The following is a 24,493-nucleotide window of genomic DNA, read 5'->3' on the forward strand; positions in this document are numbered from 1 at the left end:
TTTATAAGCTTAAGTTTGAAAAATTTTTTAATATTAATTCGCCGGCTTTTCCCGATTTCTCGGGGTGGAACTGAACGCCGTAAAAATTGTTTTTTTGTACCGCTGCCGAAAATTTTAAACCATAGTCAGCAGATGCGATGTCAAAAGTAGGGTTATATTCAATAAAGTACGAATGCACAAAGTAAAATTGTGTATTATCTTCAACACCTTCAAATAGCGGATTGTTTTTCAGGCTCACTGCATTCCAGCCCATGTGTGGTATTTTGATATTCAGCGACTTATCGAATTTTTTGGTTTTCACAGGAACGATATTTAAAAGTGCTGCATCACCCTCTTCTGAGTGTTCGGTAATCAGCTGCATGCCTACACAGATACCCAGCACAGGTTTAGTGAGTTTTTTAATGGCCTCAACCAGTCCTGTTCCTTTTAGTTTTTCCATCGCAGCGCCTGCATGGCCAACCCCCGGAATAATGATGTGGCTATATTTTTCGAGGTCATTTTCTGTATTTACCATGCCGTAGGTCACATTTAAGCGATCTAATGCTGCGGTAAGGGAGAAAATGTTGCCTGCTCCGTAGTTTACTATTCCAACCATTTTTAGTATCAAGTGTTTAGTGTCAGTTTCTAAGTATCAAGTATTGAGAATCAAGACAAAATGTCTATCAAATTTGGGTTGCTAAAATTGCTTTTTATTATATTTAATTTTTATAAAATTTGAAAATGAAAGGCAATTTTTCATGGGGGCTGTAGCCCCGCTATTCGTTTCAAGTTTTTTAACTTCTGTCATGCTGAGGTACGAAGCATCTGTTTTATCGGTTGCAGATGCTTCGTGCCTCAGCATGACAGCTTATTCAAGGTTGCTGCTGAATAAAAAACTTTCCACTGCTATCGGGTTTATTTAACAAAGGTTCCGTTAATAACCCAATATTCCATCTTCCATTTTACATCCTACAGCATTCCCTTTGTACTCGGCAATACCATTTTCTCTGCATCGCGTTTAATGGCCATTTTAATGGCTTTGGCAAATGCTTTAAATATAGCTTCAATTTTATGGTGTTCGTTATCGCCTTCAGCTTTTACGTTTAAATTGCACTTTGCGGCATCGCTGAATGATTTGAAGAAGTGATAAAACATTTCCGTTGGCATATCGCCCACTTTTTCACGTTTAAACTCCGCATCCCAAACAATCCAGTTCCTTCCGCCGAAATCAATGGCTACCTGTGCCAGGCAATCGTCCATTGGTAAGCAAAAACCATACCTTTCAATGCCTAATTTATTGCCTAAACCTTTGGCAAAAGCTTCGCCCAGGGCAATACCGGTATCTTCTATGGTGTGGTGTTCGTCTATATGTAAATCGCCTTTGGCAATTACTTCCAAATCTACACTTCCATGTCTGGCAATCTGATCGAGCATGTGGTCGAAAAAGTTTAAACCGGTTTCGATTTTCGCTTTTCCGGTACCATCCAGGTCTAAATTAATGGTAATATCAGTTTCGTTGGTTTTGCGCTCGTGGTGGATTTTTCTGCTTCCGGCTTTGAGCAGGTTGTAGATGTCTTCCCATTTTTTGGTTTCTAAAATGATCACATCTAAAAGGGTTTCGTGTTTATCCAATGCTTCTGTTGAGCCCAGAGCATCATTCTGACGCAGAAAAATGGCTTTGGCACCTAAATTTTTGGCTAAAACTACATCATTTAACCGATCGCCGATTACAAAAGAGTTTTTCAGGTCGTAGTCCCCGCTGAAATATTTTGTCAATAGAGCTGTGCCTGGTTTACGGGTAGGGGCATTGTCTTTTGCAAAAGTTCTGTCGATTACAATCTCGCTAAAATGAACGCCTTCGCCTTCAAAAGTATCGAGCATGAAGTTGTGGATCGGCCAGAAATTTTCTTCCGGATTTGAAAGTGTTCCCAATCCATCCTGGTTGGTAACCATTACCAGTTCGTAATCCAGCTCGGCTGCAATTTTCGATAAATAATATAAAGAACGGGGATAGAATTTCAGCTTTGCAAAACTATCTACCTGTTCGTCATCAGGCTCTATGTTTAACGTTCCGTCGCGGTCAATAAATAATACTTTCTTCATTTTAAAAATTTTCTAGAACGGTTAATAGTTTGTCGTTTTCTTCTTTGGTACCAACAGTAATCCTTAAACAACCTTCGCATAAAGTTACCTTCGAACGGTCGCGAACGATGATCTCCTGATTAACCAAAATGTCATAAATTTTTGCGGCATCAGTAACTTCTACGAGTATAAAATTAGCGTCGGACGGATACACTTTTTTAACTGCATTCAGCTCGTTTAAGGCGATAGATAAACGCTGTCTTTCTGCAACAGATTCTTTGATCCAATCGTTAACTTGTGCGATGTTTTTTAGTGCCTCAAAAGCTAAATCCTGAGTGGCCTGATTGATGTTATAAGGCGGCTTAATTTTGTTTAAAACATCGATCACTTTTGTCGAAGAAAAAGCCATACCTAAACGCAAAGCTGCGAGGCCCCAGGCCTTCGAAAAAGTTTGTAAAACCACCAGGTTTCCGTACTCGGTTAACTCCTGAATAAAGGTCTTCTGTCGGGCGTAATTTATATACGCTTCATCTACCACAACAATGCCGTTAAAGTTAGCCAAAATGGTTTCAATATCTTCGCGGTTTATCGAATTTCCGGTTGGATTATTTGGCGAACAAATGAAAATTAATTTGGTGTTTTTATCGATCGTTTCTGCGATCTTTTCCATGTCCAGCTGGAAGTTCGGAAGCAGGTTCACTTTACGTATTTCTACATCATTTATATTAGCCGAAACTTCGTACATTCCATAAGTTGGAGGAAGCACAATTACGTTATCTTTTCCGGGATTACAGAAAGCACGGAACAACAAATCGATGGCTTCGTCGCTACCATTTCCTAAAAAAGTATTCTCAATTGGCACACCTTTTATTTTGCTGATTGCATCTTTTAAATCCAATTGTAAAGGATCAGGATAACGATTATAATTTGCCGGTAGTGGCGAACCATAACTGTTCTCATTTGCGTCTAAAAAAACAGATGCCTGACCTTTAAATTCGTCCCTCGCGGTAGAGTAGGGGCGAAGGTTTTTTATATTTTCTCTTACTAAATCGTTAATGTCCATTTTTTAAGGTAAAAGGTAAAAGGTAAAAGGTAAAAGGGATTAGCGAATTGCCTAAAGCTTTCTACATTGTACTTTCTACAGATTTTATTTAAATAATTTTATCTTCCTTTCGGTTTCCTTTGAGTTGATTGCACTGACTAGGTTATTACACCGGTTTTATTTATGGTTTTAAGGTCGTTTTATCTTCGAACATCGGACCTCCGACTTCGGACTCAAAATTTAATCTGATACTAACAGCATTCTTATGCGCCTCCAGGCCTTCTGCTGCTGCTAATATTTCGACAGTAGGGCCAATGTTGTTTAATCCGGTGGCTGATAATTGTTGAAAAGTGATTTTTTTCAAAAAAGCATCGGTAGAAACGCCTGAATAAGCCTTTGCAAAGCCGCTGGTTGGTAGGGTATGATTGGTTCCCGAAGCATAATCGCCAACACTCTCCGGTGTAAAATTGCCTAAAAATACTGATCCTGCATTGATAATTAGCGGAATAAGTTTTTGATGGTTTTCAGTAGCCAATATTAAGTGCTCAGGTGCATATTCGTTAGAAAATTGCATCGCTTGTTCCAGATTTTCTGCTAAAACTGCATAAGAATTGGCGATTGCTTTGGCCGCAATATCCTTTCTAGGCAATATAGCAAGCTGATTTTCAATTTCTTTTAAGGTTTGATTAATAATTTCCCCAGAAGTGGCGACTAAAATAGCCTGACTATCAATGCCATGTTCGGCCTGTGCTAATAGATCTGCAGCAATAAATGATGGATTTGCGGTTTCATCAGCAATTACCAAAACTTCTGATGGACCAGCAGGCATATCAATGGCCACCTTATTTTGTACCATGGTTTTGGCGGTGGTTACGTAACGGTTGCCAGGACCAAAAATCTTATAAACCTGTGGCACACTTTCCGTTCCGAAAGCCATTGCCGCAACGGCTTGGGCACCGCCAATCAGGAATACTTTTTCGATACCTAATAATACTGCACAATAAGCCAGATAGCAGTTGGTTTTGCCGTTGCTTTGTGGCGGCGAACACACCACGATTTCTTTACAGCCTGCGATGATTGCAGGTGTAGCCAGCATTAAAAATGTGCTCGGTAAAACAGCAGTTCCTCCCGGAATGTAAAGCCCCACTTTTTCAATTGCTCTCGATTCGCGCCAGCACAAAACGCCTGGCATGGTTTCAATTTTATCTTCAGTTTTTAACTGCGACTGGTGAAAAGTTTTGATGTTCTGATAAGCTGTATCGATTGCTTTTTTTGCATCAGCCGGAATGGTAGCTGCAATTTCTTTTAGTTCATCAGCATCTAAAAAAAGTTTCTCCAGATCAACTTTATCAAAGGCTTTTGCGAAGTTGAAAAGGGCTTTATCTCCGTCTTTTTTTACTGTGCTTACAATGTCAGTAACCTGTTCTTCAACCAGTTTATCGTCTTCAATCTGCCTCGAACAAATCTCTTCAATTTTTGATTTAGATAAATCTGTATAACTATAGATTTTCAATGTCTTATAATTTAAAATTAACTAATAGTTAATGTGTATTTAAATAATTTTATCTGATTATTTTCTCGATAGGCATTACCAAAATACCTTCGGCACCAGCAGCTTTTAAACTGTTTATTTTATCCCAGAAATCTTCCTCTGCAATTACCGAATGAACGGCTACCCAGTTGGGTTCGAAGAGTGGAACAACGGTTGGGCTTTTAACACCTGGAAGAAGATCTACAACTTTTTGAAGGTTATCTTTTGATACATTTAGTACCACATATTTGTTCGATTTTGCACTGAGTACGGAGCGGATGCGTTGCAACAGTTCGGCAACTTCCGGATTGTCGGCGATTGATTTATTTCCGATTAAAACTGCTTCCGATTGCATTACATCAGCGAAAGGTTTTAGTCCGTTGCTCTTTAATGTTCCGCCGGTAGAAACGATATCAAAAATGGCGTCGCTTAAGCCTAAACCCGGACCAATTTCTACCGATCCTGAAATGGTTCTGATATCAGATTTGATGCCTTTTTCCTGCAAGAATTTTTCGAGGATAACGGGGTAAGAAGTGGCAATGGCTTTACCATTTAATTCTTCCAAATTCTGAATACCACTGGTAGCCTGAACAGCGATTTTTAAGGTGCATTTTCCGAAGCCCAATTTTTGCAGATAGTCTACCTCAGCCTTCGTTTCTACAATTACGTTTTCTCCAACAATACCCAGGTCAGCAATGCCATCCTGTACGTATTCCGGAATATCATCATCACGAAGGAAAAGAATTTCTAAGGGAAAATTAGTAACTGTTGAGATGAGGGAACTTTTGTAGTTTTCGAATGATAAACCACAATTTTTAAGTATTTCTACAGATTTTTCGTTTAACCTACCCGATTTCTGGATAGCAATTTTAAGTGTTTTCAATGTATTGAATATAGAGTGAACAGGAAATTATTTTACGGAAAAAAGTCTTGAAGTACAAAACAAACATATCATATCGCCTATCGGCGATGGTGTAAATGTAAGTGATGGTTCAAAGTTAAATTCATAAATTATTTCTGCCAGTATCAATACGTTAGCTGATAAGCGCTGGCAAATATAGTGTTTGAAATGGTAAAACAAAAAATAATGGCACTTAATTTGCCATTATGCTGTTTTTAGTGCCAATAACCCTTATTTTGTATTTAAATTTTATCGTATTGAAAAAGTTTCGCTTTCTAATATTGCCTTTTATTTTGTTCATTTCTGCCTGTGGATGGTTTAAAAGCCCTCCGGAGATCGGAAAAGTACTGTCAGAACATTTTAAGAATAAGATCTATAAAGATTTTGATACTGTAGCTTATGATAGCGTTTTTGTGAAGACAATGGACAGTCTTTCGGGTAAATTCGTTAATCCTAAAACGATAAAAGCTTTTTATGCGCATAATTATGCTGAACCTAAATTAGTTACCCGGTTTTACATTAACGGGGAATTGGATTCGCTTGTTGGTTATTTAAATCAAAGTAAAGTGCATGGTTTTAATCCCGGGATTTTTAAAGGCGACGAAATAAAAGCATTATTGGATGAATTAACTGCTAATAAATTTAAAAAAGTAGAAGAAAGCTATCCGGTAATTGCCAAACTAGAGTTATTATCAGCAAATGCTTATTTAAATTATAACAATTACCTTAAATATGGGGTGATCAATCCCCGCTCTGTTTTTTCGCGTTATTACATAAAAGTAAGGCGTCCGGATAGTGCCGGTATGCAGCGTCTTTTAGATAGCAAAAACCTGCTCGATACATTGAGATCTGTTCAGCCGAAATCGGCACAGTACAAAGCTTTGCAGTCGGCCTATTTAAATGCAGATGCAGAAAGTGACAAACGGATTTTGTTATTAAATATGGAACGTTTCAGGTGGAAAATGCCGGAGACCGGTGACAATTATGTGCAGGTAAATATTCCCGACTTCAGGCTAACCTGGCTGGACAAAACTGATACGGTAATTTCGATGAAAGTTTGCGTGGGTGGCAGACGTGAAAATGGTTATGAAGACAAGCTAAAAGCTTATGCAAAATCGGGCAATTTAGATGATAAACCAAAGAACCATGAAACGCCATTATTATTTAGTAAAATCAGTTCCATTCAGGCCAATCCGATATGGAATATTCCGGTAAGTATTGCGCAAAGTGAGATCTACTGGATGGCCCGGAAAGATCCTTATTATTTATCGAACAGCAACATCAAAGTGTACTACAAAGATAAGCTGATCGGAGAGCCTGATACCATCAACTGGAACAAGTATTCTAGGGATAAATTACCCTTCAAATTTAAGCAGGGATCTGGTGGCGGAAATGCTTTAGGAAAGTTCAAATTTATCTTCGATAACAGCTCTAGTATTTACCTTCACGATACCAATAATAAGAACGGTTTTAACTTAACCAACCGCGCCATTAGTCATGGTTGTGTACGTATAGAAAAACCTCTGGAGTTCGCCGAACTTTTAGTAAAAGATTCTTATACCTACGATAAGCTAAGGGCAGAGGTAGATTTGCCGCCGATTGATAGCACACATGTAAAATGGTATAAAAAACGTATGGCTCAAAAGGCAGATACTACAAAGGCTTTCCAATTGAAGCCGGCCTGGTTTGGACCAAAGAAATCTGTTCCGTTAATCATCACCTATATTACAGCATGGTCTCAAAACGATAAGATTGAATACCGGCCTGATGTTTACGGCATGGATGAAAAACTTTGGGCAGCGATGAAGAAGTTCAGGTAGGAAATTAATTAACAGATTCGGTCTTTCCCGTTAAAAGAATTAACTTTGTGTTGTTTTTACACAAATTAAGGAATGATCAATCAAAATATCAAAATTGCTGTTGATGCCATTGTTTTTGGCTACGAAAAAGGAACGCTTTATGTACTGGCTGTTCAGCAGCGCTTTGGTAAACTGGCCGATCGGTGGGTGTTACCCGGTGGATTTATTTTAGATGACGAACCTTTGTTAACAGCAGTTGAGCGCGAACTTAAAGAAGAAGCCGGCATTACGGTGAATTACCTGGAGCAGCTGGGTACTTTTGGCGATAATATTAAGCGCGATGAACGTTTCAGGGTAATTTCTGTAGCCTATTTTGCGCTCGTAAATCCTAAAAATTTTGTATTAAAGGCCGATACCGATGCCAAAGATGCCAAATGGTTTCCTATTGATCAGGTGCCGCAGCTAGGTTATGACCATAATGAAATGGTTAATCTGGCGCACCAGCGTTTAAAAAATAAATTGACCTATCAGCCCATTGGTTTCGATCTGCTGGATCAGGAATTTCTCTTCTCCGACCTCGAAAATTTATACTGTTCTATCTTGGAAAGGGATATCGATAGGAGAAATTTCAGAAAAAAGATTTTAAGTTTTGGAATTGTTACAGAAACGGATAAATTGGTAAAAATAGGTGCCAGCGGTCGTCCAGGCAAGCTTTTTACCTTTGATAAAACAAAATATAACCAGCTTTTAAAGGAAAATTTCCAGTTCGACATTAGGTTTGCGTAAAATAAACACAAATTATTCTTTGGATTCTAAAAATGATTTTTATATTTGTGTAAATAATACGCAAATATATGTTAAATTTAGATCCGGGTTTCACTCCGCTAGGCGAAAAAAACTCCATTACACATAAATCTTTCCTGTTTGCAGGTGGAGAACCTCATATAAAAATAACCGATGGTTTTAATTCTGCTGAACCCGTAACCATTACGCAAAGGATAAATTCTTTTAACGATTTAGGCCTCATCTGCATCACCGTTGATGCTTTGAAAAGAATGGGTGTAAAAGAAATCAATCTTTTTATTCCATATTTCCCGGCAGCCAGGCAGGATAGGGTGATGGTTCCCGGCGAACCCTTATCGGTAAAAGTTTATGCTGATATCATCAATGCAATGGCTTTGGCAAGTGTTACCGTATTCGATCCGCATAGCGAAGTAACACCGGCCTTACTTAATAACTGTGTTACGGTTTCAAATCACCAATTTATAAAAGAGGTCATTTCAAAAATCGGTACAGAGGTAAAACTCATTTCTCCTGATGGTGGTGCCTTAAAGAAAATTTATAAAGTATCCGAATTTTTAGGCGGTGCCGAAGTGGTAGAATGTTCAAAAAGCAGGGATGTAAAAACCGGAAAACTCTCAGGTTTTAAAGTGTATAGCGATGATCTTGCCGGTGCCGATTGCCTGATCGTAGATGACATTTGTGACGGTGGTGGTACATTTATTGGTCTCGCCGAAGCACTTAAAGCCAAAAACGCAGGTAAATTATACCTGGCTATCAGTCATGGCATATTTAGCAAAGGTTTTGATGAACTGGGTAAATATTTTGAGCAGATTTTTACAACCGATTCCATTAAAGAAGTGGATCATGTTGGTGTAACCCAGATAAAATTGGCAGATATTATTTAGATTCCATTAAATACTTTAGTGTAAGCGGTCGTCAACCTGATCCGATAGCTATCGGATTCATTTCAGTATCTATTTACGGATAAGATGCTGAATTGAATTCAGCATGATGTTTTGCAGTAAAATAGTTTATAAATAAAATTCAAAAAATGATTATAGAAGTAATCAAAGCTGATATAACAGAAACCAAAGCTGATGCCATTGTTAACGCAGCAAACAGTTCCTTATTAGGTGGCGGAGGGGTTGATGGTGCCATCCACAGGAAAGGTGGCAAAGAAATTTTAAAAGCCTGTGTAGCCATCAGGAACAAGCAGGGAACATGCAAAACCGGGAATGCAGTTATTACAACGGCAGGCAATTTACCTGCTAAATATGTGATCCATACTGTTGGGCCGGTTTGGAATGGAGAAAGTGAAAAAAATAATGCTTTGCTTGCCGATTGTTACCGGAACAGTTTAACACTCGCCATAGAAAATGGTGTTAAGGTAATTGCTTTCCCGAACATCAGCACTGGGATTTATCATTTCCCAAAAGATAAAGCAGCGGATATTGCCATTACAACAGTAAATAATTTCGCTGAAAAAGAAAAGATAGAAAAGGTAATCTTTGTTTGTTTCGACGATGAAAATTATGAACTCTATCAAGAAAAATTAAATTAATAACATAAAGTCATCATGAATAGTAGAATAGCTAAAGGAATCAGTAAATGCGATATTTCTCTATCAGCCAATAAATTAGGTTGCAGGAAAGAAAGCCAGTTATTCTCAGCGTTAATAGCGGGATGCAAAGCAGGATATAAATTTTACTTATCAGCCAACAAGGTACGGCTTACAGATGTTGAACCTGCTGAATATATAGAATTTTAACATGGGAAGAACATTGGTAATAGGCGATATACACGGCGGATTAAAAGGTCTGATCCAGTTATTCGATCGTGCTGAAGTAACCGCAGAAGATAAACTTATTTTTCTTGGTGATTACGTTGATGGATGGAGTGAGTCGGCACAGGTGATCAATTACCTGCTAGCACTGGAGAAAAGCCATCAATGTATTTTTATCAAAGGCAATCACGATGCCTGGTGTATCGATTGGTTAGAAAAAGGTATCGTTGATGATGTTTGGTTCGTACATGGTGGTAAATTAACCATCGGGAGTTATAAAGATTTATCTGATGAAGTACGGGAAAAACATTTAAAATTCTTTAAACGGATGAAAGATTATTACGTAGACGGACAAAATAACCTTTTTATCCATGCCGGTTTTTCTTCCATGCACGGACCGGAAAAAGAGCGTTATTCATCTAATTATTCGTGGGACAGAACCCTATGGGAAATGGCACTCACGATGGATAACCGGATCAAAAAAGATTCAGCCATTTATCCCAAACGATTATTGCTCTACAATGAAATTTACATCGGGCATACGCCAACGCTCTATTATAATACGGACGTGCCAATGCAGGGCTGTAACGTTTGGAATATCGATACCGGTGCTGCATTTACCGGAAAATTAAGCTGTTTGGATATTGAAACTAAACAATTTTGGCAAAGCGATACCTTACAAAGCCTCTATCCAGCAGAAAAAGGAAGAAATAAATAATAGCAAATACATCAAACCATGAATCCATTATTATTAACAGACGGTTATAAAGTTGACCACCGCAGACAGTACCCTGAGAATACCACACTGGTTTATTCTAACTGGACACCCAGAAAAAGCAGGCTCGAAAATGTAAACCATGTAGTACTTTTTGGCTTACAGTACTTTATCAAAAAATACATTATCGAAGATTTTAACCAGAATTTCTTCAAACAGCCGAAAGAGGAGATTTTAAGAAAATACGCCCGCAGGATAAACAATTACCTTGGTGAAAACCTGGTAGGCACCCAGCACATTGCCGATTTGCATGATCTGGGTTATATACCCATGGTTTTTAAATCACTCCCCGAAGGAGCAGAAGTACCTTTGCGTGTGCCGATGTTCACCATGTACAACACCAAACCAGAGTTTTTCTGGCTGACCAATTATTTCGAAACATTGCTCTCGGCAGTGGTTTGGTTGCCATGTAATTCGGCTACCATTGCAAAACAGTATCGTACCATCCTGGATAAATATGCGGCTGAAACCTCTTCAGTACCCGAGTTTGTAGATTGGCAGGGACACGATTTCTCTATGCGCGGCATGGGTGGAATAGAAGCTGCGGTAACTTCGGCCGCTGGCCATTTACTGAGTTTTACCGGAACTGATACTATCCCTGCAATTGATTTTCTGGAAGAATATTATAAAGCCGATTCTGATAAAGAACTGATTGGTGGCTCCGTAGCGGCTACAGAACATTCGGTAATGTGCATGGGAACCAATACCGGGGAGCTCGAAACCTTTAAAAGGTTGATTCTCGAAGTTTATCCAAAAGGAATTGTATCCATCGTTTCCGATACCTGGGATTTATGGAAAGTGTTAACCGAATACCTGCCTGTTTTAAAAGATGATATTATTGCTCGTCAAGGTAAAGTGGTGATCAGGCCTGATTCTGGCGATCCGGTTGATATCATCTGCGGAAACCCGAACGGCAAAAACGAAAATGAGAAAAAAGGTGTGATCGAGCTGCTTTGGGATGTTTTTGGTGGAAAAACCAACGATAAAGGTTTTAAAGAACTCATTCCGCAGATTGGCGCGATTTACGGCGATAGCATCACTACCGAAAGGGCTACACAGATCTGCGAACGTTTAAAAGCCAAAGGTTTTGCTTCAACCAACGTGGTTTTCGGTATTGGCTCTTTCACTTATCAGTACAATACCCGCGATACCTTTGGTTTTGCCATGAAAGCCACTTATGGTGAGGTAGATGGCGTTGGTCGCGAGATATTTAAAGATCCTATTACCGACGATGGTACAAAAAAATCAGCCAAAGGTTTATTGCAGATTTTTAAAAATGCCAAAGGCGATTACGAACTGAAAGATCAGTGCACATGGGAAGAAGAAGCACAGGGAGAATTGAAAGAAGTTTTCAGGGATGGAAAGCTACTGATCGATTATTCTCTCGCCGAAATTAGAGAAAGGCTAAAGAATAGTTAACTTCGCCAGGATTTTGAGACTGTATCATTAATATTGGATTGTCATCCTGAGCCTGTCGAAGGACAATAATAAGCATTTCGACAAACTCAGCGTGACACGTTTAAATTTTTATGATACAGTCTCAATTAATAAAATGATACCCAGAAAATGCAGGAAACACCTACTTTTAACCATCAGGCCGATATTGTAAATAGTGCTATCAGATTTATAAATGCATGGTTTAAGCAGTCTAAGACTATTACCAATGAGCTGAATGATTTTTTTATCCTGCCAGGAAATAAAATTATTGGTAAAGATGTAGTTATTGGTAGATTAAAAGGCATTTTCGGGCAATCTGATGAGTATGTTGGTGGCAGATATGATATCATCGATGTCAACTTCGAATTGTTTGATGGTGGGAAAGGGATGGGCTTTGTTGAAGGTGTTGCAGGTTACCGGGATGTTCTTCAAAAACAATCCAAAATTGTAAGCGGACCTTTTAAACTCTATTTCGCGCTTTACAATGGCAATTGGAAAATCGTAAATATCGAATTTCCGGGGTTTAATTATTAATAATAAAAAAAGTCGTCATTGCTTGACGCTTTTATTATGCAATACGTCATCTCGAGCGGAGTGTAACGTAGCCGAGAGATCTATCGAGGCAGATCTCTCCACTCCACTGCGTTCCGGTCGAGATGACGTTACTTAGTAACATTGATAATAATAAATAAGGAATGTTATACCCAATTCCATAATTTTTCTATCTTTGGTTTTTAATGAATTTCCTTTATCCGGGCTTTCTTTTCGCACTAATATCGGTTGCCATCCCGGTTATCATTCATTTATTCAATTTCAGGAAATTTAAAAAGGTTTATTTCTCTAACGTTCAGCTTTTAAAAGAGGTAGAACAACAAAATTCATCAAAAGAAAAGCTTAAAAACCTGCTCATTTTACTCTCTCGGATTTTAGCGATCATTTTTTTGGTACTGGCATTTGCCCAGCCTTATATTCCAGATCATAACCAAAAAACTACTGCCGTAAATAATGTGGTAAGCGTTTATATCGATAATTCTTACAGTATGGAAGCCATAAATAAGGATGGTAACCTGCTCGATGAAGCCAAACGCAGGGCGAAAGAACTCGTTAAAGGTTTCGGCATTAACGACCGCTTTCAGCTTTTAACAAACGATTTTGAAGGGAAACATCAACGGTTATTAAACGAAGAAGATTTTTTAAAAGCACTTGATGATGTAAAAATCTCTGCAGCCAACCGCAATCTTCAGCAGGTATTAAACAGACAGGCCAATATTTTAACCGGAGCAGGAAACAAATACAGCTTTTTGATTTCTGATTTTCAGAAAAATATCTCCACCACTAATAAACTCGAAACCAAAACCGATATTCAATATTCATTTTTGAAACTTAATGCCAATACTTTGCCTAATGTGGCCGTTGATAGCGTTTGGGTACTTTCGCCAAATCATCAGCCAGGGGCAAATGAGCGTTTAGTGGTGCAGTTAAAGAATTATTCGGAAGAAGAAGCTAAAAATATTCCCTTAAAATTAAGCATCAACAATCAGCAGAAAGGTTTGGGTGCAGTAACTATTCCTGCAGGAAAAACGGTAAAAGACACTTTAAACTTCTCCGGACTCACAGCCGGATGGCAGAAGGGAATAATTACCATTAAAGATTTTCCGGTTACTTTTGATGATACACTTTCTTTCAGCTTTAAAGTAGACGAAAGTTTTCCGGTTTTAAGCATCAACGGACCAAATGCCGGCAATTATATTAAAGCTTTATTTGCAGCTGATAACTATTATAAACTTACTGAAAATTCCGAAAGCAATGTAAATTATAGCAGTTTCGCTAACTATGGCCTGATTGTATTAAATGGATTAAAAAATCCTTCAACAGGTTTGGCACAGCAACTTAAAACCTATCTCAATGCAGGCGGAACCGTGGTGCTTTTTCCTGACCTTGATGCTGATATTCAAACATACAACTCATTTTTAAGTGGATTATCGTTACCAGCAATCCAATCGCTTAATACTACCGCCACAAAAGTAGACCAGATTGACCTTCAAAATCCTATTTTTAAGACTGTTTTTGAGGAAATTCCTAAAAATCTCGATCTCCCTGCAGTTGCACGTTATTATTCTTTTGCGGAAAACAACACTTCCAATAAAGAGGATATTATGACCCTTCCAGGTAGAAAGTCATTTTTCTCTAAATATGGAATCGGTAATGGGCAGGTGTACTTATCTGCTTCTGGTTTAAATGCAAATGATGGTAATCTGGCCCGTCACCCGGTTTTCGTGCCTTTAATCTACCGTTTGGCATTAAGTGGCGGAAACGAAGCCCCATTATATTACAATCTTGGCAATGATAATGCTCTGGTCAGCAAAAAGATTGCCTTGGGTAAAAACCAGACCTTAAAAATTACAGCTGATCATTTTGAGGCTATTCCCGAAATCCGTCAGGTAGACGGTAAAACCCTGATTTATACCGCCGATCAGATTAAAACTGCAGGTTTTTACAATTTAAACCTTGCTGATTCCTTACTTGCCGTTTACAGTTTCAACAACAGCCGTACAGAATCCGATATGCATTATTTAAGCAAAGCAGAACTGGAACAATTGGCCGGTAAAAGCAACCTTAAAATATTTGATACCGATAAAGATGCCGTTAAATTAATTGCCGGCGCCAATAAAATCGGACAAACATTATGGAAACTTTGTCTAATTTTGTCGCTGATTTTTATTGCAGCAGAAATTTTGCTCATCCGATTTTTTAACAACACAAAAAGAACAATATGAATCTCCTGGTTAAAAATGTAACCGTTGCCGATCCGCAGAGTAAATTTAACAACCAACAATGCGATGTTCGGGTTGAAAATGGTACAATTAAAAACATAGGTAAATTAACTGCCGGTAAAAACGAAATCGTTTTCGATGCTCAGGGTGCCTTTTTAACGCCTGGTTTTTTTGATTTAAACTGTGTGGCCGGCGATCCGGGTTTCGAAACCAAGGAAGATATCCAAACACTTACCGAAACGGCAAAAGCGGGCGGATTTACGGGTCTGGCCCTTTTGCCACAAACTAGTCCGGTGGTGCAGTCAAAATCTCAGGTAGAATATATCATCAACAGGGCCAAAAATAACCTGGTTGATGTTTTTCCGGTTGGCGCCATCAGCCAGAACCGCGAAGCCAGAGAACTTGCCGAACTTTTCGATATGCAACAGGCCGGCGCAGTAGCTTTTTCGGATGGAGATAAAGCCTTGCAGGACGATGGTTTCATGAGCCGCGCCTTGCAATACGCCAAAGGTTTTGATGCGCTGTTAATGGTTTATCCCGAAAATAAATCAATTGCTGGTAAATCGCAGATCAATGAGAGCAAAAATTCTGTGCTTTTGGGCATGAAAGGTTTGCCCGCTTTGGCCGAAGAAATGCACATCGCACGTGATATTTTCCTCGCTTCTTATAACGAAACCAAAATCCACATCAGTAATATTTCGACTGCAGGAGCTGTAGCATTGATTCGTAAGGCAAAAAAAGACGGCGTGCAGATCTCTTGCGATGTAACCGCGCATCACCTCGTATTCACCGAAGAACTTTTAAACGATTTCGATAGCAATTACAAGGTTAAACCACCATTACGTGGCAAAGCTGATGTAAAAGCTTTAATTGCTGGTTTAAAAGATGGCACCATCGATGCCATTACCTCGCAGCACCGTCCGGAAGAAATCGAATTTAAAAATGTAGAGTTCGAAATTGCCCATTATGGAATAATTGCTTTACAAACCGTATTGCCGCTATTATTAAAAGCCGGACTGGATATTGGCTTAATTGCTGAGAAATTGGCCATAAATCCACGTAAATTATTACATTTAACTGTTCCGGTAATAGAAGAAGGTGCTGAAGCTAATTTTACGGTTTTTAGTACTACAGAAAAATGGCTGTATAATGCTGCAAGCAACCATTCGAAATCAGCAAATAGTCCTTTATTGGGTGCCGAACTTACCGGGAAAGTAACGTTGGTTTATAATAATAATCAGTATTTGGAGAGTTAGTTGAAAAGAGCTTAACTGCCATTACTATATATAGATGCTGAAATAAATTCAGCATGACGGATCGATGTAATGATCTTAAAATCCTGTAATCTTAAAAATCTTAATTATGGATAATAGAGTAAAAAAAGCACTAAGTGCCGCCATTAATCAGTATGCTGATGTTTCGGCCATTAATGTAGAAGGTTTTGAAACAGAATTACTGGCTGCTTTTGAACTGGATGTTAATTTTTTAGATAAAGCAGAAGCTTTTGATGCCGTTTTCGATACTTATCCTAAATTTGAAGAACTGCGTGAGGTATTTTTCGATTTATTGATGGTAAACTTCTTTAGCAGCGACGTGCAGAAACTGGAAGACGATTACCTGGAAAGCGACGAATGGGCAAATATTGAAGAAGAAACCATTGATAGGGGAACCGAGCTTTTAAACCTTTTACTTTACATAAAAGAGTGTAAGGATGAGGATCTGGATCCTGAATTGGGTGATTTCCTGAAAGAATTTTTGCTGGTAGAGGATGATGAATTTCAGGATGAGTTTGAAATTTATGAGGAATTAATCAGCAACCAGCAACTGGCAGAAAGTAGCGTAGAAGAAATTTGCAAAACCGCCGAAAAATTAAATATCAGCGAAGAAATGCAGGAATTATTCGTGCCTTTTATGGCCTTTTTCCTTGATGTTGAAGGAAGCGCAGAAACCACAAAAGAATTAATTCAATTTAGCAGTAACAAATCGTTCGATTCTGCTACTTATATATTAATTACAACAATTAATAATTAAACTAAAATTTAAAATTATGGACAAGAGTGCTCTTATTTCCAAATTATCGCTTAAAAACGGATTTATGCTTGCGGCGGTTTCGGTAGTATTATCGTTAACCCTGCATTTTATAGATCCGGTATTAGTGTACACCAGTTTTCTTGCCCAGGTAGGCATATTTGTTTTATTTATTGCGCTGCTTGTTGTAGTAGGAATCAATATTCGCAAAGAAATAGGTGGTTTTTGGACATTTGGAGAAGCTTTTAAAGCTTTTTTAATTATTTCGCTTATTCTGGCCTTAACTGCAACACTTTATAATGTTGTACTGATGAAATTTATTGATCCTGATCTTCCTGCTAAGGCTGCTGCAGCAATTGAAGATGCGCAACGTGCAATGATGGAAAAATTCGGTATGGCCAGCGAGCAGATTGATGAAGCCATGGCTAAAGCAGGTAATATGCAGGAAAAACTAGAACCTACTTTTAAAAATATCTTTACAAGCTTTGGCGTTTCATTAGCCTTATACGGCGTACTTTCTTTAATTCTATCTGCAATCTTAAAGAAAAAAGAACCGGTAAGGTTTGACTCGTTTCCTAAAGAAACTTAATTTCCTTTATAAAATTTTGAACGTGCAGGTTTTATCATTAATTTGATAAAGTTTGCACGTTTTAATTTATATAACATACTGAATGCAAGATTTATATATTATTTCTGGTTGTAATGGCGCTGGTAAAACAATAGCATCCTTTACGGTTTTACCCGAAATACTAATTGCAGGGAGTTTGTTAATGCGGATGAAATTGCCCGTGGAATTTCTCCATTTAAACCTGCAAGTGTTGCCATTCAGGCAGGTAAAATTATGCTGAACAGAATTGATGAGCTGCTTAATCAAAAGGTCAATTTTGCCATCGAAACTACATTAACTACAAAATCCTATTTAAATACAATTGAAAAAGCCAAATCATTGGGCTATCAGGTTACCCTGTTATTCTTTTGGTTAAATGACGTAGAGCTTGCCATTGAAAGGGTTAAAACGAGGGTACTAGAAGGTGGGCATGATATTCCTGAAGATGTAATCCGGAGAAGGTATAAAAAAGGAATAGAAAATTTACAGCAGTTTATTAAAAGTGTCGATTTTTGGTTTGTGCTAAACAATTCAAAAGAATCACTTCAATTTATAGCAGAGGGTAATAAATCTGAAATCACTATATTTGAAAAAGAAAATTGGAAAAAACTAAGTTAACTTTTATGAATGACGAGCAAACTACACTTCAATTATTACATCAAAAAATAAGTGTGGGGATGGATTTAACTTTCAAAAAACTGGTTGCCTATAAAGCAAAGAATGATGGTGTTTTAGTTTTCTCCGATCAGGGAAAAATTGTGAAAGTAGAAGCTAAAGACATTAAATTATAATTAAGATCAAAAATTTTGAACGTGCAGGTTTTATCATTTAATTTGATGAAATTTGCACGTTTTAATTTGAAATAAGTTCGGGACATGGTCTTGATACTCGTTTCTTGATACTCAAAAATGGATATATCAGTTGTAGTACCCTTATTTAATGAAGATGAATCTTTGCCCGAATTAACGGCCTGGATTGATAAAGTGATGATTGCCAATAATTTCAGCTATGAAATTATTTTGGTTGATGATGGCAGTACCGACAGATCTTGGGAGGTAATTGAGGCATTGAGACTTCAAAATCCTGCTATAAAAGGCATTAAATTTAGACGTAACTACGGTAAATCTGCAGCTTTAAATGTAGGTTTCGAAGCTACACAAGGCGATGTGGTAATTACCATGGATGCCGATTTGCAGGATAGTCCGGATGAAATCCCCGAATTATACCGTCGCATTAAGGAAGAAAAACTCGACCTTATTTCAGGCTGGAAAAAGAAACGTTACGATCCGATTACTAAAACTATCCCTACCAAACTCTTCAATGCGGCTACCCGTAAAATGAGTGGCATAGAACTGAACGATTTTAACTGTGGCTTGAAAGCCTACCGCAGCGATGTAATCAAAACGATTGAAGTTTATGGCGAAATGCACCGTTATATCCCGGTAATCGCCAAGTGGGCAGGCTTTGGTAAAATAGCCGAGCAGGTGGTAGAGCACCGTGCACGTAAATACGGAACAACCAAATTTGGTTTCAGCAGGTTTATCAATGGCTTTTTAGATTTACTTTCTATCTTCTTTGTAGGTAAATTCGGTAAACGCCCCATGCACTTTTTTGGCTCTTTAGGGGTGTTAAGTTTCTTTTTGGGAATTGTGATGTCGCTTTACGTCCTGATAGAAAAGCAAATTTTAATCTGGAAAGGCCTTGCTTATCGCGATGTAACCGATCAGCCGTTGTTTTATTTGTCTCTGGTTGCCATTGTTGTAGGTTCGCAGATGTTCCTAGCAGGCTTTATAGCAGAACTCTTATCGCGTAACGCACCAGAAAGAAACCAGTATCTAATCGAAAAAGAACTTAAATAAGTCCAAAGACTAAAGCTCAAAGCTTAAAGCGCTTTGGACTTTAGTCTTTCAGTTTTCAGCTTCAAGACATGTTTTTCTCCATTATAATTCCCCTTTACAATCGTCCACAAGAAATAGACGAGCTTTTGCGCACCTTAACCAAACAGACTTATTTGCAGTTTGAGGTGCTGGTAATTGAAGATGGTTCCAAAAATGATGCAAAAGCCATTGTAAATAGCTATGCAGATAAACTGGATGTAAAATATTATTTCAAGGAGAATGCCGGACAAGGCTTTGCCCGTAATTTTGGATTTGAAAGGGCTAAAGGAGATTATTTTATCATTTTTGATTCAGATATCCTCGTTCCCGCCGATTATCTCGAAATCGTTAAAAACTATCTTTACGAACATCATTTAGATGCTTATGGCGGTCCGGATGCGGCGCACGATAGCTTTACGCCAGTGCAAAAGGCTATTAGTTATGCCATGACATCGCCTTTCACAACCGGCGGTATCCGTGGAAATAAGCAGCATGTGGGCCAGTTTCATCCACGCAGTTTTAATATGGGGGTTTCCCGCCAAGCCTGGGAAAAAGTTGGCGGTTTTATTTTAACCCGTCTGGGCGAAGATATCGAGTACAGTATCCGCATACACGAAAATGGTTTCAAAATCGGTTTAATCCCCGATGCAAAGGTTTATCATAAGCGCCGGACAAGTTTTAGTCAGTTTTATAAGCAGTTACACTTTTTCGGCAGGGCCAGGATCAATATTTATAAACATTTTCCAAAAGAATTAAAACTGGTGCATTTTTTTCCTGCTTTATTCACACTGGGCTTTGGTTTCACCATTTTGTGTAACTTTATGTATCCGCCACTGGCATATGTTTGTAACTTCTTCTTATTGATTTACTTTATGTTGATATTTTTTCATTCATGGTCTGTAAATAAATCTTTAAAAGTTGCATTTTTGAGCATTATATCTTCATTTATCCAATTAACCGCTTATGGTTTAGGATTTATACAGGATTTATTTAAACGCGTGGTATTCAAACAACAATGATCAATTACCTAAAAGAAAGTACGTTTGCCGTTAACGATGTAATGCAAAAAGCGTGGGGCATCACCAAAAAACACTATTTTTCGATTGCTACGCTATGCTTTCTGATGTTTATCACGGCAAGCGCATCCAGCTTAATGGCTTTTTTTATTAAAGATGTAAGCAAGGCATTGAGTGTAATTATGGTAATCATTTTTGTGCTGCTGTACTTTACCATTAACCTTTCGTTGTTTAAGTACATTTTCCATTTAATGGATGATGAAGAAAGCGATGTTAAAATTGTAGATACCTTGCCAACCAGGCTGCAGATTATCAGGTTTTTGGTGGCTACACTTTATTTTGTGGCTTGTATCCTTGGCGTTTATCTTGTGGTGATTTTGGTTGCCTTTCCTTTCATTTATACTGGAATTAACATATCAATTGTTAAAAATGTAGCCATATCAGTTGGTATCATCGCTATTTTTATTACCTGGTTACGGATTTCCTTCTTCCCGTTTTTTATTATTGATAAAGGCGCAACCCCATTCGATTCTATTAAATTGAGTTTGGCGACTACAAAAGGAAACTTCACCAAAATTTTATTGCTTTTGGTTGTTTTAGGTGGTGGATATTTGATTTATCTGTTGCTAAACTACCTGCAATGGCCCTTAGTTGCCTTCATTGTAAATATTTTAAGTTCCTTCATCATTGTTCCGCTATCGAGCGTGGCCTTAACCGTAGCTTATCGTAAAATTTCAGGCGAGTACAAAGGCGACGAGCATCCGGATATTTTACATAATATTGTTTAGGAGGATTTTTCTCCATTCAATCATTTAATCATTCCAAATTCAATCATTAAACATGGGATTAAAAGCAGCATTAAGTAAACCCTTTGCAGCATTTGCAGTTTGGCAGATCAACAAATGGAAAAATAATGCCGTTAATGCTCAAAATAAAATATTAAGCAAGCTGGTTAATGAAGCTAAGAATACCGCTTTTGGAAAAGATCATCATTTTACAGAAATTAAAAACTACGCTGATTTTAAAAAACATGTTCCGGTACAGGATTATGAGGGCTTAAAACCTTATGTAGATCGTGTAGTAGCAGGCGAAGCCGATGTGCTTTGGAAAGGTAAACCTCTTTATTTTGCCAAAACATCAGGTACTACTTCAGGAGTAAAATACATTCCGCTTTCTAAAGAATCGATGCCCGAACACATTAAAGCTGCCCGGAATGCCATTTTAACCTACATCAACGAAACAGGGAAAGCTGATTTTGTAAACGGAAAAATGATCTTTTTACAGGGTAGTCCGGTTTTGAGTGTAAAACATGGAATTAATGTAGGGCGCTTATCAGGCATTGTGGCACATCACGTTCCTGCATACCTGCAAAAGAATCGTTTGCCTTCCTACGAAACGAATGTCATCGAAGATTGGGAGCAAAAAGTGGATGCTATTGTGGACGAAACCATTAACGAAAACATGACTTTGATCTCCGGAATTCCACCCTGGGTACAGATGTATTTCGATAAACTTTCCGAAAAATCGAACGGCAAGAAAATTGCCGAAATCTTTAAAAATTTCAGCTTGTTTATTTATGGTGGCGTAAATTTCGAACCTTACCGGGCCAAAATTGAACAAAGTATTGGCAAAAAAATTGATGCAATTGAAACTTATCCTGCTTCTGAAGGATTTATTGCTTATCAGGATTCGCAAAAAGAAAAAGGACTTTTGTTGCTAGCCAATGCAGGGATTTTTTACGAATTTGTTCCGGCTGATGAATACTATAACGATAATCCGACGCGTTTATCACTTGCAGAAGTAGAACTGGATACCAATTATGCCCTGATTTTAAATACGAACGCAGGTTTGTGGGGCTATAGTATTGGTGATACCATAAAATTTGTGTCTAAAAGCCCTTATAAAATTGTGGTCACCGGACGGATTAAACATTTTATCTCTGCTTTCGGCGAACATGTAATAGGGGAAGAGGTAGAACAGGCGATTTTAAGTGTAGCAAACGAAGAAAAGGTAGAAATTACAGAATTTACAGTGGCGCCACAGGTTAATCCACAAGCTGGGCAACTGCCTTATCATGAGTGGTTTGTAGAGTTTTCTTCTGCACCTAAAGATTTGGCTGCCTTTAGTAAAAAGGTGGATGAGGCTTTGCAAAAGAAAAATATTTATTACTTTGACCTGATTGAGGGTAACATCCTTCAGCCATTAATAATACGTACTTTGCAAAAAGATGCCTTTGTGAATTACATGAAAAGTGAGGGAAAATTAGGCGGACAGAATAAAGTGCCAAGGTTGAGTAATGACAGGAAACTGGCAGATGGGTTGGAGAAATATATGGTTTAATTGTTAAATGGCTAAATTGCTACAAAGTGCTGAGTTAATGAAATTATTTAATTGTTTAGGATGGTGCAAATGAAAATTGCTAAATTGTTATTGATAATTAACGGTTTAACAAGATGGAAAAGAATTATTTACAATTAAATCAGATAACAGCATATACAAAATCCTTTCATCTTAGCAATTTGGTTTGGGATTTGGTCGTAAATTGGGATAGTTTTGCAAAGTACACTATTGGGCAACAGTTTGTTGATGCTGTTGATTCAATTTCGGCTAATATTGCTGAAGGTTTTGGCCGCTATCATAAAAAAGATAAGGTCAAATTTTATTATTATAGCTTTGGTTCAGTTAAAGAGTGCTTAGACTGGAACGAAAAAGCAAAAGTTAGGAAGTTGATAGATGATGACACGTATTCAAAGATTTTTGCCACTTTGGAAATCTTACCTAAAGAAATTCATCAACTGATAAAATTTACAAACGAAAGATTAAAAATTTAACCCAAAGCTGCTGCAGCAATTAAATTTTTGATACGAGAGAAAGAAAAACAATTGAACAATACTACAATACAACAATCTGTAAAGAAAATAACCATACTAGGTTCTACAGGAAGTGTAGGTACACAAGCACTGGAAGTGGTAAGGGATCACCCCGATACATTTAAAGTTGTTGTACTCTCCGCATTAAAGAATTCTGAATTATTGATTCAACAAGCGCTGGAATTTAAACCAGCTGTTGTGGTCATCTGCGATGAAAATAAATACGCTGAAGTTAAAAATGCTTTGTCAGGACTAGGTATAAAAGTTTTAGCTGGTGAAGCGGCTTTATCAGAAGTTGCATCTTATGCCGATAGCGATGTGGTGCTTACTGCATTAATGGGCTCAGTAGGCTTAAAACCCACCATTGCTGCTATAAAAGCTGGTAAAAACATTGCTTTAGCTAATAAAGAAACCCTGGTGGTAGCAGGAGAACTGATTACTCAGTTGGCGGCTGAACATCAGGTAAAGATTTTGCCTGTGGATTCGGAGCATTCGGCCATATTCCAGTGTTTGGTAGGCGAGGAGCAAAACGAAATCGAAAAGATTTACCTTACGGCTTCGGGCGGACCGTTTTTAGGCAAAACAAGGGATTTTCTTTCTACTGTAAAAAAAGAACAGGCCTTAAAACATCCAAACTGGGTAATGGGCGCTAAAATCACCATTGATTCTGCCTCCCTGATGAACAAAGGTCTGGAAGTAATCGAAGCAAAATGGCTGTTTAACCTCGATGTAGATCAGATTGATGTCATCGTGCATCCGCAATCTATCGTACATTCCCTGGTACAATTTACCGATGGTTCAATGAAAGCGCAAATGGGCGTTCCGGATATGAAATTGCCCATTCAGTATGCTTTAAATTATCCCGACAGGCTAAAAAACAATTTTAAGCGTTTTAACTTCCTGGAATATCCAAACTTTAGCTTCCTGAAAGCTGATATGGAAACCTTCAGAAATTTAGGCTTAGCGTTTACTTCGTTAAGAAAAGGAGGGAATATGCCTTGTATTTTAAATGCAGCAAATGAAGTTGTTGTAGAAGCATTTTTGAACGATAAAATTGGTTTTCTGCAGATGAGTGAGGTAATTGAGCAATGTATGGAAGAGATCACTTTTATTGAAAAGCCACAATTGAGTGATTATTTAGAAACTGACAAACATAGCCGTATCTTAGCCGGCGAATTAGTAACAAAAAGTATAGTTTAACATCTAACA

General features: G+C 38.0%; 25 protein-coding genes. 20 read left to right on the forward strand and 5 right to left on the reverse strand.

Features of this window, described 5'->3' with window-relative positions:
• Position 1 precedes the first annotated feature (1 nt).
• From hisH to hisG, 5 genes are all read right to left on the reverse strand, one after another.
• Entirely contained in the window at positions 2-595 is a 594-nt protein-coding gene (gene hisH / locus ABD769_RS03760; RefSeq protein WP_344849562.1) for an imidazole glycerol phosphate synthase subunit HisH, read from the reverse strand.
• A gap of 353 nt (positions 596-948) precedes the next feature.
• Positions 949-2,082 (reverse strand): bifunctional histidinol-phosphatase/imidazoleglycerol-phosphate dehydratase HisB, encoded by a 1,134-nt coding sequence (hisB, locus tag ABD769_RS03765; protein WP_344849564.1) that lies wholly within the window; start codon positions 2,080-2,082, stop codon positions 949-951.
• 1 nt (position 2,083) lies between these two features.
• Positions 2,084-3,124: a histidinol-phosphate transaminase gene (gene hisC / locus ABD769_RS03770; protein WP_344849566.1), complete on the reverse strand. Its 1,041-nt coding sequence runs from the start codon at positions 3,122-3,124 to the stop codon at positions 2,084-2,086.
• Between the two features lie 160 nt (positions 3,125-3,284).
• On the reverse strand, positions 3,285-4,616 hold the full coding sequence (hisD, locus tag ABD769_RS03775; RefSeq protein WP_344849568.1) for a histidinol dehydrogenase: 1,332 nt from the start codon (positions 4,614-4,616) through the stop codon (positions 3,285-3,287).
• Between the two features lie 49 nt (positions 4,617-4,665).
• Positions 4,666-5,517, reverse strand: coding sequence for an ATP phosphoribosyltransferase (gene hisG / locus ABD769_RS03780; protein ID WP_113948362.1), 852 nt, complete (start codon positions 5,515-5,517; stop codon positions 4,666-4,668).
• 275 nt (positions 5,518-5,792) lie between these two features.
• On the opposite strand from hisG, the gene ABD769_RS03785 reads away from it, so the two are divergent.
• From ABD769_RS03785 to ABD769_RS03880, 20 genes are all read left to right on the forward strand, one after another.
• Positions 5,793-7,355 carry a L,D-transpeptidase family protein gene (locus ABD769_RS03785; RefSeq protein ID WP_344849570.1) on the forward strand — a complete coding sequence of 521 codons (1,563 nt, stop codon included), beginning with the start codon at positions 5,793-5,795 and terminating at the stop codon, positions 7,353-7,355.
• A gap of 72 nt (positions 7,356-7,427) precedes the next feature.
• The gene (locus ABD769_RS03790) at positions 7,428-8,120 is read left to right on the forward strand and encodes an NUDIX hydrolase (RefSeq protein ID WP_344849571.1); all 693 of its coding nucleotides are present in this window, start codon (positions 7,428-7,430) and stop codon (positions 8,118-8,120) included.
• A 68-nt stretch (positions 8,121-8,188) separates the two neighbouring features.
• Positions 8,189-9,022, forward strand: a complete 834-nt coding sequence (gene prs, locus ABD769_RS03795; RefSeq protein WP_344849573.1) for a ribose-phosphate diphosphokinase — start codon at positions 8,189-8,191, stop codon at positions 9,020-9,022.
• A gap of 146 nt (positions 9,023-9,168) precedes the next feature.
• Entirely contained in the window at positions 9,169-9,678 is a 510-nt protein-coding gene (locus ABD769_RS03800) for an O-acetyl-ADP-ribose deacetylase (protein WP_344849575.1), read from the forward strand.
• Positions 9,679-9,693: 15 nt separating this feature from the next.
• Entirely contained in the window at positions 9,694-9,885 is a 192-nt protein-coding gene (locus ABD769_RS03805; RefSeq protein WP_344849577.1) for a hypothetical protein, read from the forward strand.
• A gap of 1 nt (position 9,886) precedes the next feature.
• Entirely contained in the window at positions 9,887-10,618 is a 732-nt protein-coding gene (locus ABD769_RS03810; RefSeq protein ID WP_344849579.1) for a metallophosphoesterase family protein, read from the forward strand.
• 18 nt (positions 10,619-10,636) lie between these two features.
• Entirely contained in the window at positions 10,637-12,094 is a 1,458-nt protein-coding gene (locus ABD769_RS03815) for a nicotinate phosphoribosyltransferase (protein ID WP_344849581.1), read from the forward strand.
• A gap of 147 nt (positions 12,095-12,241) precedes the next feature.
• Entirely contained in the window at positions 12,242-12,646 is a 405-nt protein-coding gene (locus tag ABD769_RS03820) for a hypothetical protein (RefSeq protein WP_344849583.1), read from the forward strand.
• Between the two features lie 203 nt (positions 12,647-12,849).
• Positions 12,850-14,889 carry a BatA domain-containing protein gene (locus tag ABD769_RS03825; protein WP_344849585.1) on the forward strand — a complete coding sequence of 680 codons (2,040 nt, stop codon included), beginning with the start codon at positions 12,850-12,852 and terminating at the stop codon, positions 14,887-14,889.
• Positions 14,886-16,142 carry a dihydroorotase gene (locus ABD769_RS03830; protein WP_344849587.1) on the forward strand — a complete coding sequence of 419 codons (1,257 nt, stop codon included), beginning with the start codon at positions 14,886-14,888 and terminating at the stop codon, positions 16,140-16,142. The genes ABD769_RS03825 and ABD769_RS03830 overlap by 4 nt, the downstream gene beginning before the upstream one ends.
• 106 nt (positions 16,143-16,248) lie before the next feature.
• The gene (locus ABD769_RS03835; protein WP_344849589.1) at positions 16,249-16,917 is read left to right on the forward strand and encodes a hypothetical protein; all 669 of its coding nucleotides are present in this window, start codon (positions 16,249-16,251) and stop codon (positions 16,915-16,917) included.
• A 16-nt stretch (positions 16,918-16,933) separates the two neighbouring features.
• Positions 16,934-17,503 (forward strand): DUF4199 domain-containing protein, encoded by a 570-nt coding sequence (locus tag ABD769_RS03840; protein ID WP_344849591.1) that lies wholly within the window; start codon positions 16,934-16,936, stop codon positions 17,501-17,503.
• A gap of 252 nt (positions 17,504-17,755) precedes the next feature.
• Positions 17,756-18,139 (forward strand): ATPase, encoded by a 384-nt coding sequence (locus tag ABD769_RS03845; protein WP_344849593.1) that lies wholly within the window; start codon positions 17,756-17,758, stop codon positions 18,137-18,139.
• Between the two features lie 5 nt (positions 18,140-18,144).
• Positions 18,145-18,312 carry a hypothetical protein gene (locus ABD769_RS03850; protein ID WP_344849595.1) on the forward strand — a complete coding sequence of 56 codons (168 nt, stop codon included), beginning with the start codon at positions 18,145-18,147 and terminating at the stop codon, positions 18,310-18,312.
• A gap of 117 nt (positions 18,313-18,429) precedes the next feature.
• Positions 18,430-19,380 (forward strand): glycosyltransferase family 2 protein, encoded by a 951-nt coding sequence (locus ABD769_RS03855; protein ID WP_344849597.1) that lies wholly within the window; start codon positions 18,430-18,432, stop codon positions 19,378-19,380.
• 68 nt (positions 19,381-19,448) lie between these two features.
• On the forward strand, positions 19,449-20,417 hold the full coding sequence (locus ABD769_RS03860) for a glycosyltransferase family 2 protein (RefSeq protein WP_344849599.1): 969 nt from the start codon (positions 19,449-19,451) through the stop codon (positions 20,415-20,417).
• Positions 20,414-21,202, forward strand: coding sequence for a hypothetical protein (locus ABD769_RS03865; RefSeq protein ID WP_344849601.1), 789 nt, complete (start codon positions 20,414-20,416; stop codon positions 21,200-21,202). The genes ABD769_RS03860 and ABD769_RS03865 overlap by 4 nt, the downstream gene beginning before the upstream one ends.
• A 52-nt stretch (positions 21,203-21,254) precedes the next feature.
• Positions 21,255-22,754 carry a GH3 auxin-responsive promoter family protein gene (locus tag ABD769_RS03870; RefSeq protein WP_344849603.1) on the forward strand — a complete coding sequence of 500 codons (1,500 nt, stop codon included), beginning with the start codon at positions 21,255-21,257 and terminating at the stop codon, positions 22,752-22,754.
• Between the two features lie 113 nt (positions 22,755-22,867).
• Positions 22,868-23,245: a four helix bundle protein gene (locus ABD769_RS03875; protein ID WP_344849605.1), complete on the forward strand. Its 378-nt coding sequence runs from the start codon at positions 22,868-22,870 to the stop codon at positions 23,243-23,245.
• Between the two features lie 27 nt (positions 23,246-23,272).
• On the forward strand, positions 23,273-24,484 hold the full coding sequence (locus tag ABD769_RS03880; RefSeq protein ID WP_344849607.1) for a 1-deoxy-D-xylulose-5-phosphate reductoisomerase: 1,212 nt from the start codon (positions 23,273-23,275) through the stop codon (positions 24,482-24,484).
• The last annotated feature ends 9 nt before the right edge of the window (positions 24,485-24,493 follow it).

The sequence above is a fragment of the Pedobacter jeongneungensis genome, assembly GCF_039538295.1.
Taxonomy (GTDB): Bacteria; Bacteroidota; Bacteroidia; order Sphingobacteriales; family Sphingobacteriaceae; genus Pedobacter; species Pedobacter jeongneungensis.

Coding starts and splice junctions, on each gene's coding strand:
- ABD769_RS03825 (WP_344849585.1), top strand. CDS start 12,850: ATGAATTTCCTTTATCCGGGCTTTCTTTTCGCACTAATATCGGTTGCC.
- ABD769_RS03860 (WP_344849599.1), top strand. CDS start 19,449: ATGTTTTTCTCCATTATAATTCCCCTTTACAATCGTCCACAAGAAATA.
- ABD769_RS03855 (WP_344849597.1), top strand. CDS start 18,430: ATGGATATATCAGTTGTAGTACCCTTATTTAATGAAGATGAATCTTTG.
- hisC (WP_344849566.1), bottom strand. CDS start 3,124: ATGGACATTAACGATTTAGTAAGAGAAAATATAAAAAACCTTCGCCCC.
- ABD769_RS03820 (WP_344849583.1), top strand. CDS start 12,242: ATGCAGGAAACACCTACTTTTAACCATCAGGCCGATATTGTAAATAGT.
- ABD769_RS03790 (WP_344849571.1), top strand. CDS start 7,428: ATGATCAATCAAAATATCAAAATTGCTGTTGATGCCATTGTTTTTGGC.
- ABD769_RS03815 (WP_344849581.1), top strand. CDS start 10,637: ATGAATCCATTATTATTAACAGACGGTTATAAAGTTGACCACCGCAGA.
- ABD769_RS03875 (WP_344849605.1), top strand. CDS start 22,868: ATGGAAAAGAATTATTTACAATTAAATCAGATAACAGCATATACAAAA.
- ABD769_RS03865 (WP_344849601.1), top strand. CDS start 20,414: ATGATCAATTACCTAAAAGAAAGTACGTTTGCCGTTAACGATGTAATG.
- ABD769_RS03810 (WP_344849579.1), top strand. CDS start 9,887: ATGGGAAGAACATTGGTAATAGGCGATATACACGGCGGATTAAAAGGT.
- ABD769_RS03835 (WP_344849589.1), top strand. CDS start 16,249: ATGGATAATAGAGTAAAAAAAGCACTAAGTGCCGCCATTAATCAGTAT.
- hisB (WP_344849564.1), bottom strand. CDS start 2,082: ATGAAGAAAGTATTATTTATTGACCGCGACGGAACGTTAAACATAGAG.
- prs (WP_344849573.1), top strand. CDS start 8,189: ATGTTAAATTTAGATCCGGGTTTCACTCCGCTAGGCGAAAAAAACTCC.
- ABD769_RS03830 (WP_344849587.1), top strand. CDS start 14,886: ATGAATCTCCTGGTTAAAAATGTAACCGTTGCCGATCCGCAGAGTAAA.
- ABD769_RS03840 (WP_344849591.1), top strand. CDS start 16,934: ATGGACAAGAGTGCTCTTATTTCCAAATTATCGCTTAAAAACGGATTT.
- ABD769_RS03800 (WP_344849575.1), top strand. CDS start 9,169: ATGATTATAGAAGTAATCAAAGCTGATATAACAGAAACCAAAGCTGAT.
- ABD769_RS03845 (WP_344849593.1), top strand. CDS start 17,756: ATGCTGAACAGAATTGATGAGCTGCTTAATCAAAAGGTCAATTTTGCC.
- ABD769_RS03870 (WP_344849603.1), top strand. CDS start 21,255: ATGGGATTAAAAGCAGCATTAAGTAAACCCTTTGCAGCATTTGCAGTT.
- ABD769_RS03850 (WP_344849595.1), top strand. CDS start 18,145: ATGAATGACGAGCAAACTACACTTCAATTATTACATCAAAAAATAAGT.
- ABD769_RS03805 (WP_344849577.1), top strand. CDS start 9,694: ATGAATAGTAGAATAGCTAAAGGAATCAGTAAATGCGATATTTCTCTA.
- hisH (WP_344849562.1), bottom strand. CDS start 595: ATGGTTGGAATAGTAAACTACGGAGCAGGCAACATTTTCTCCCTTACC.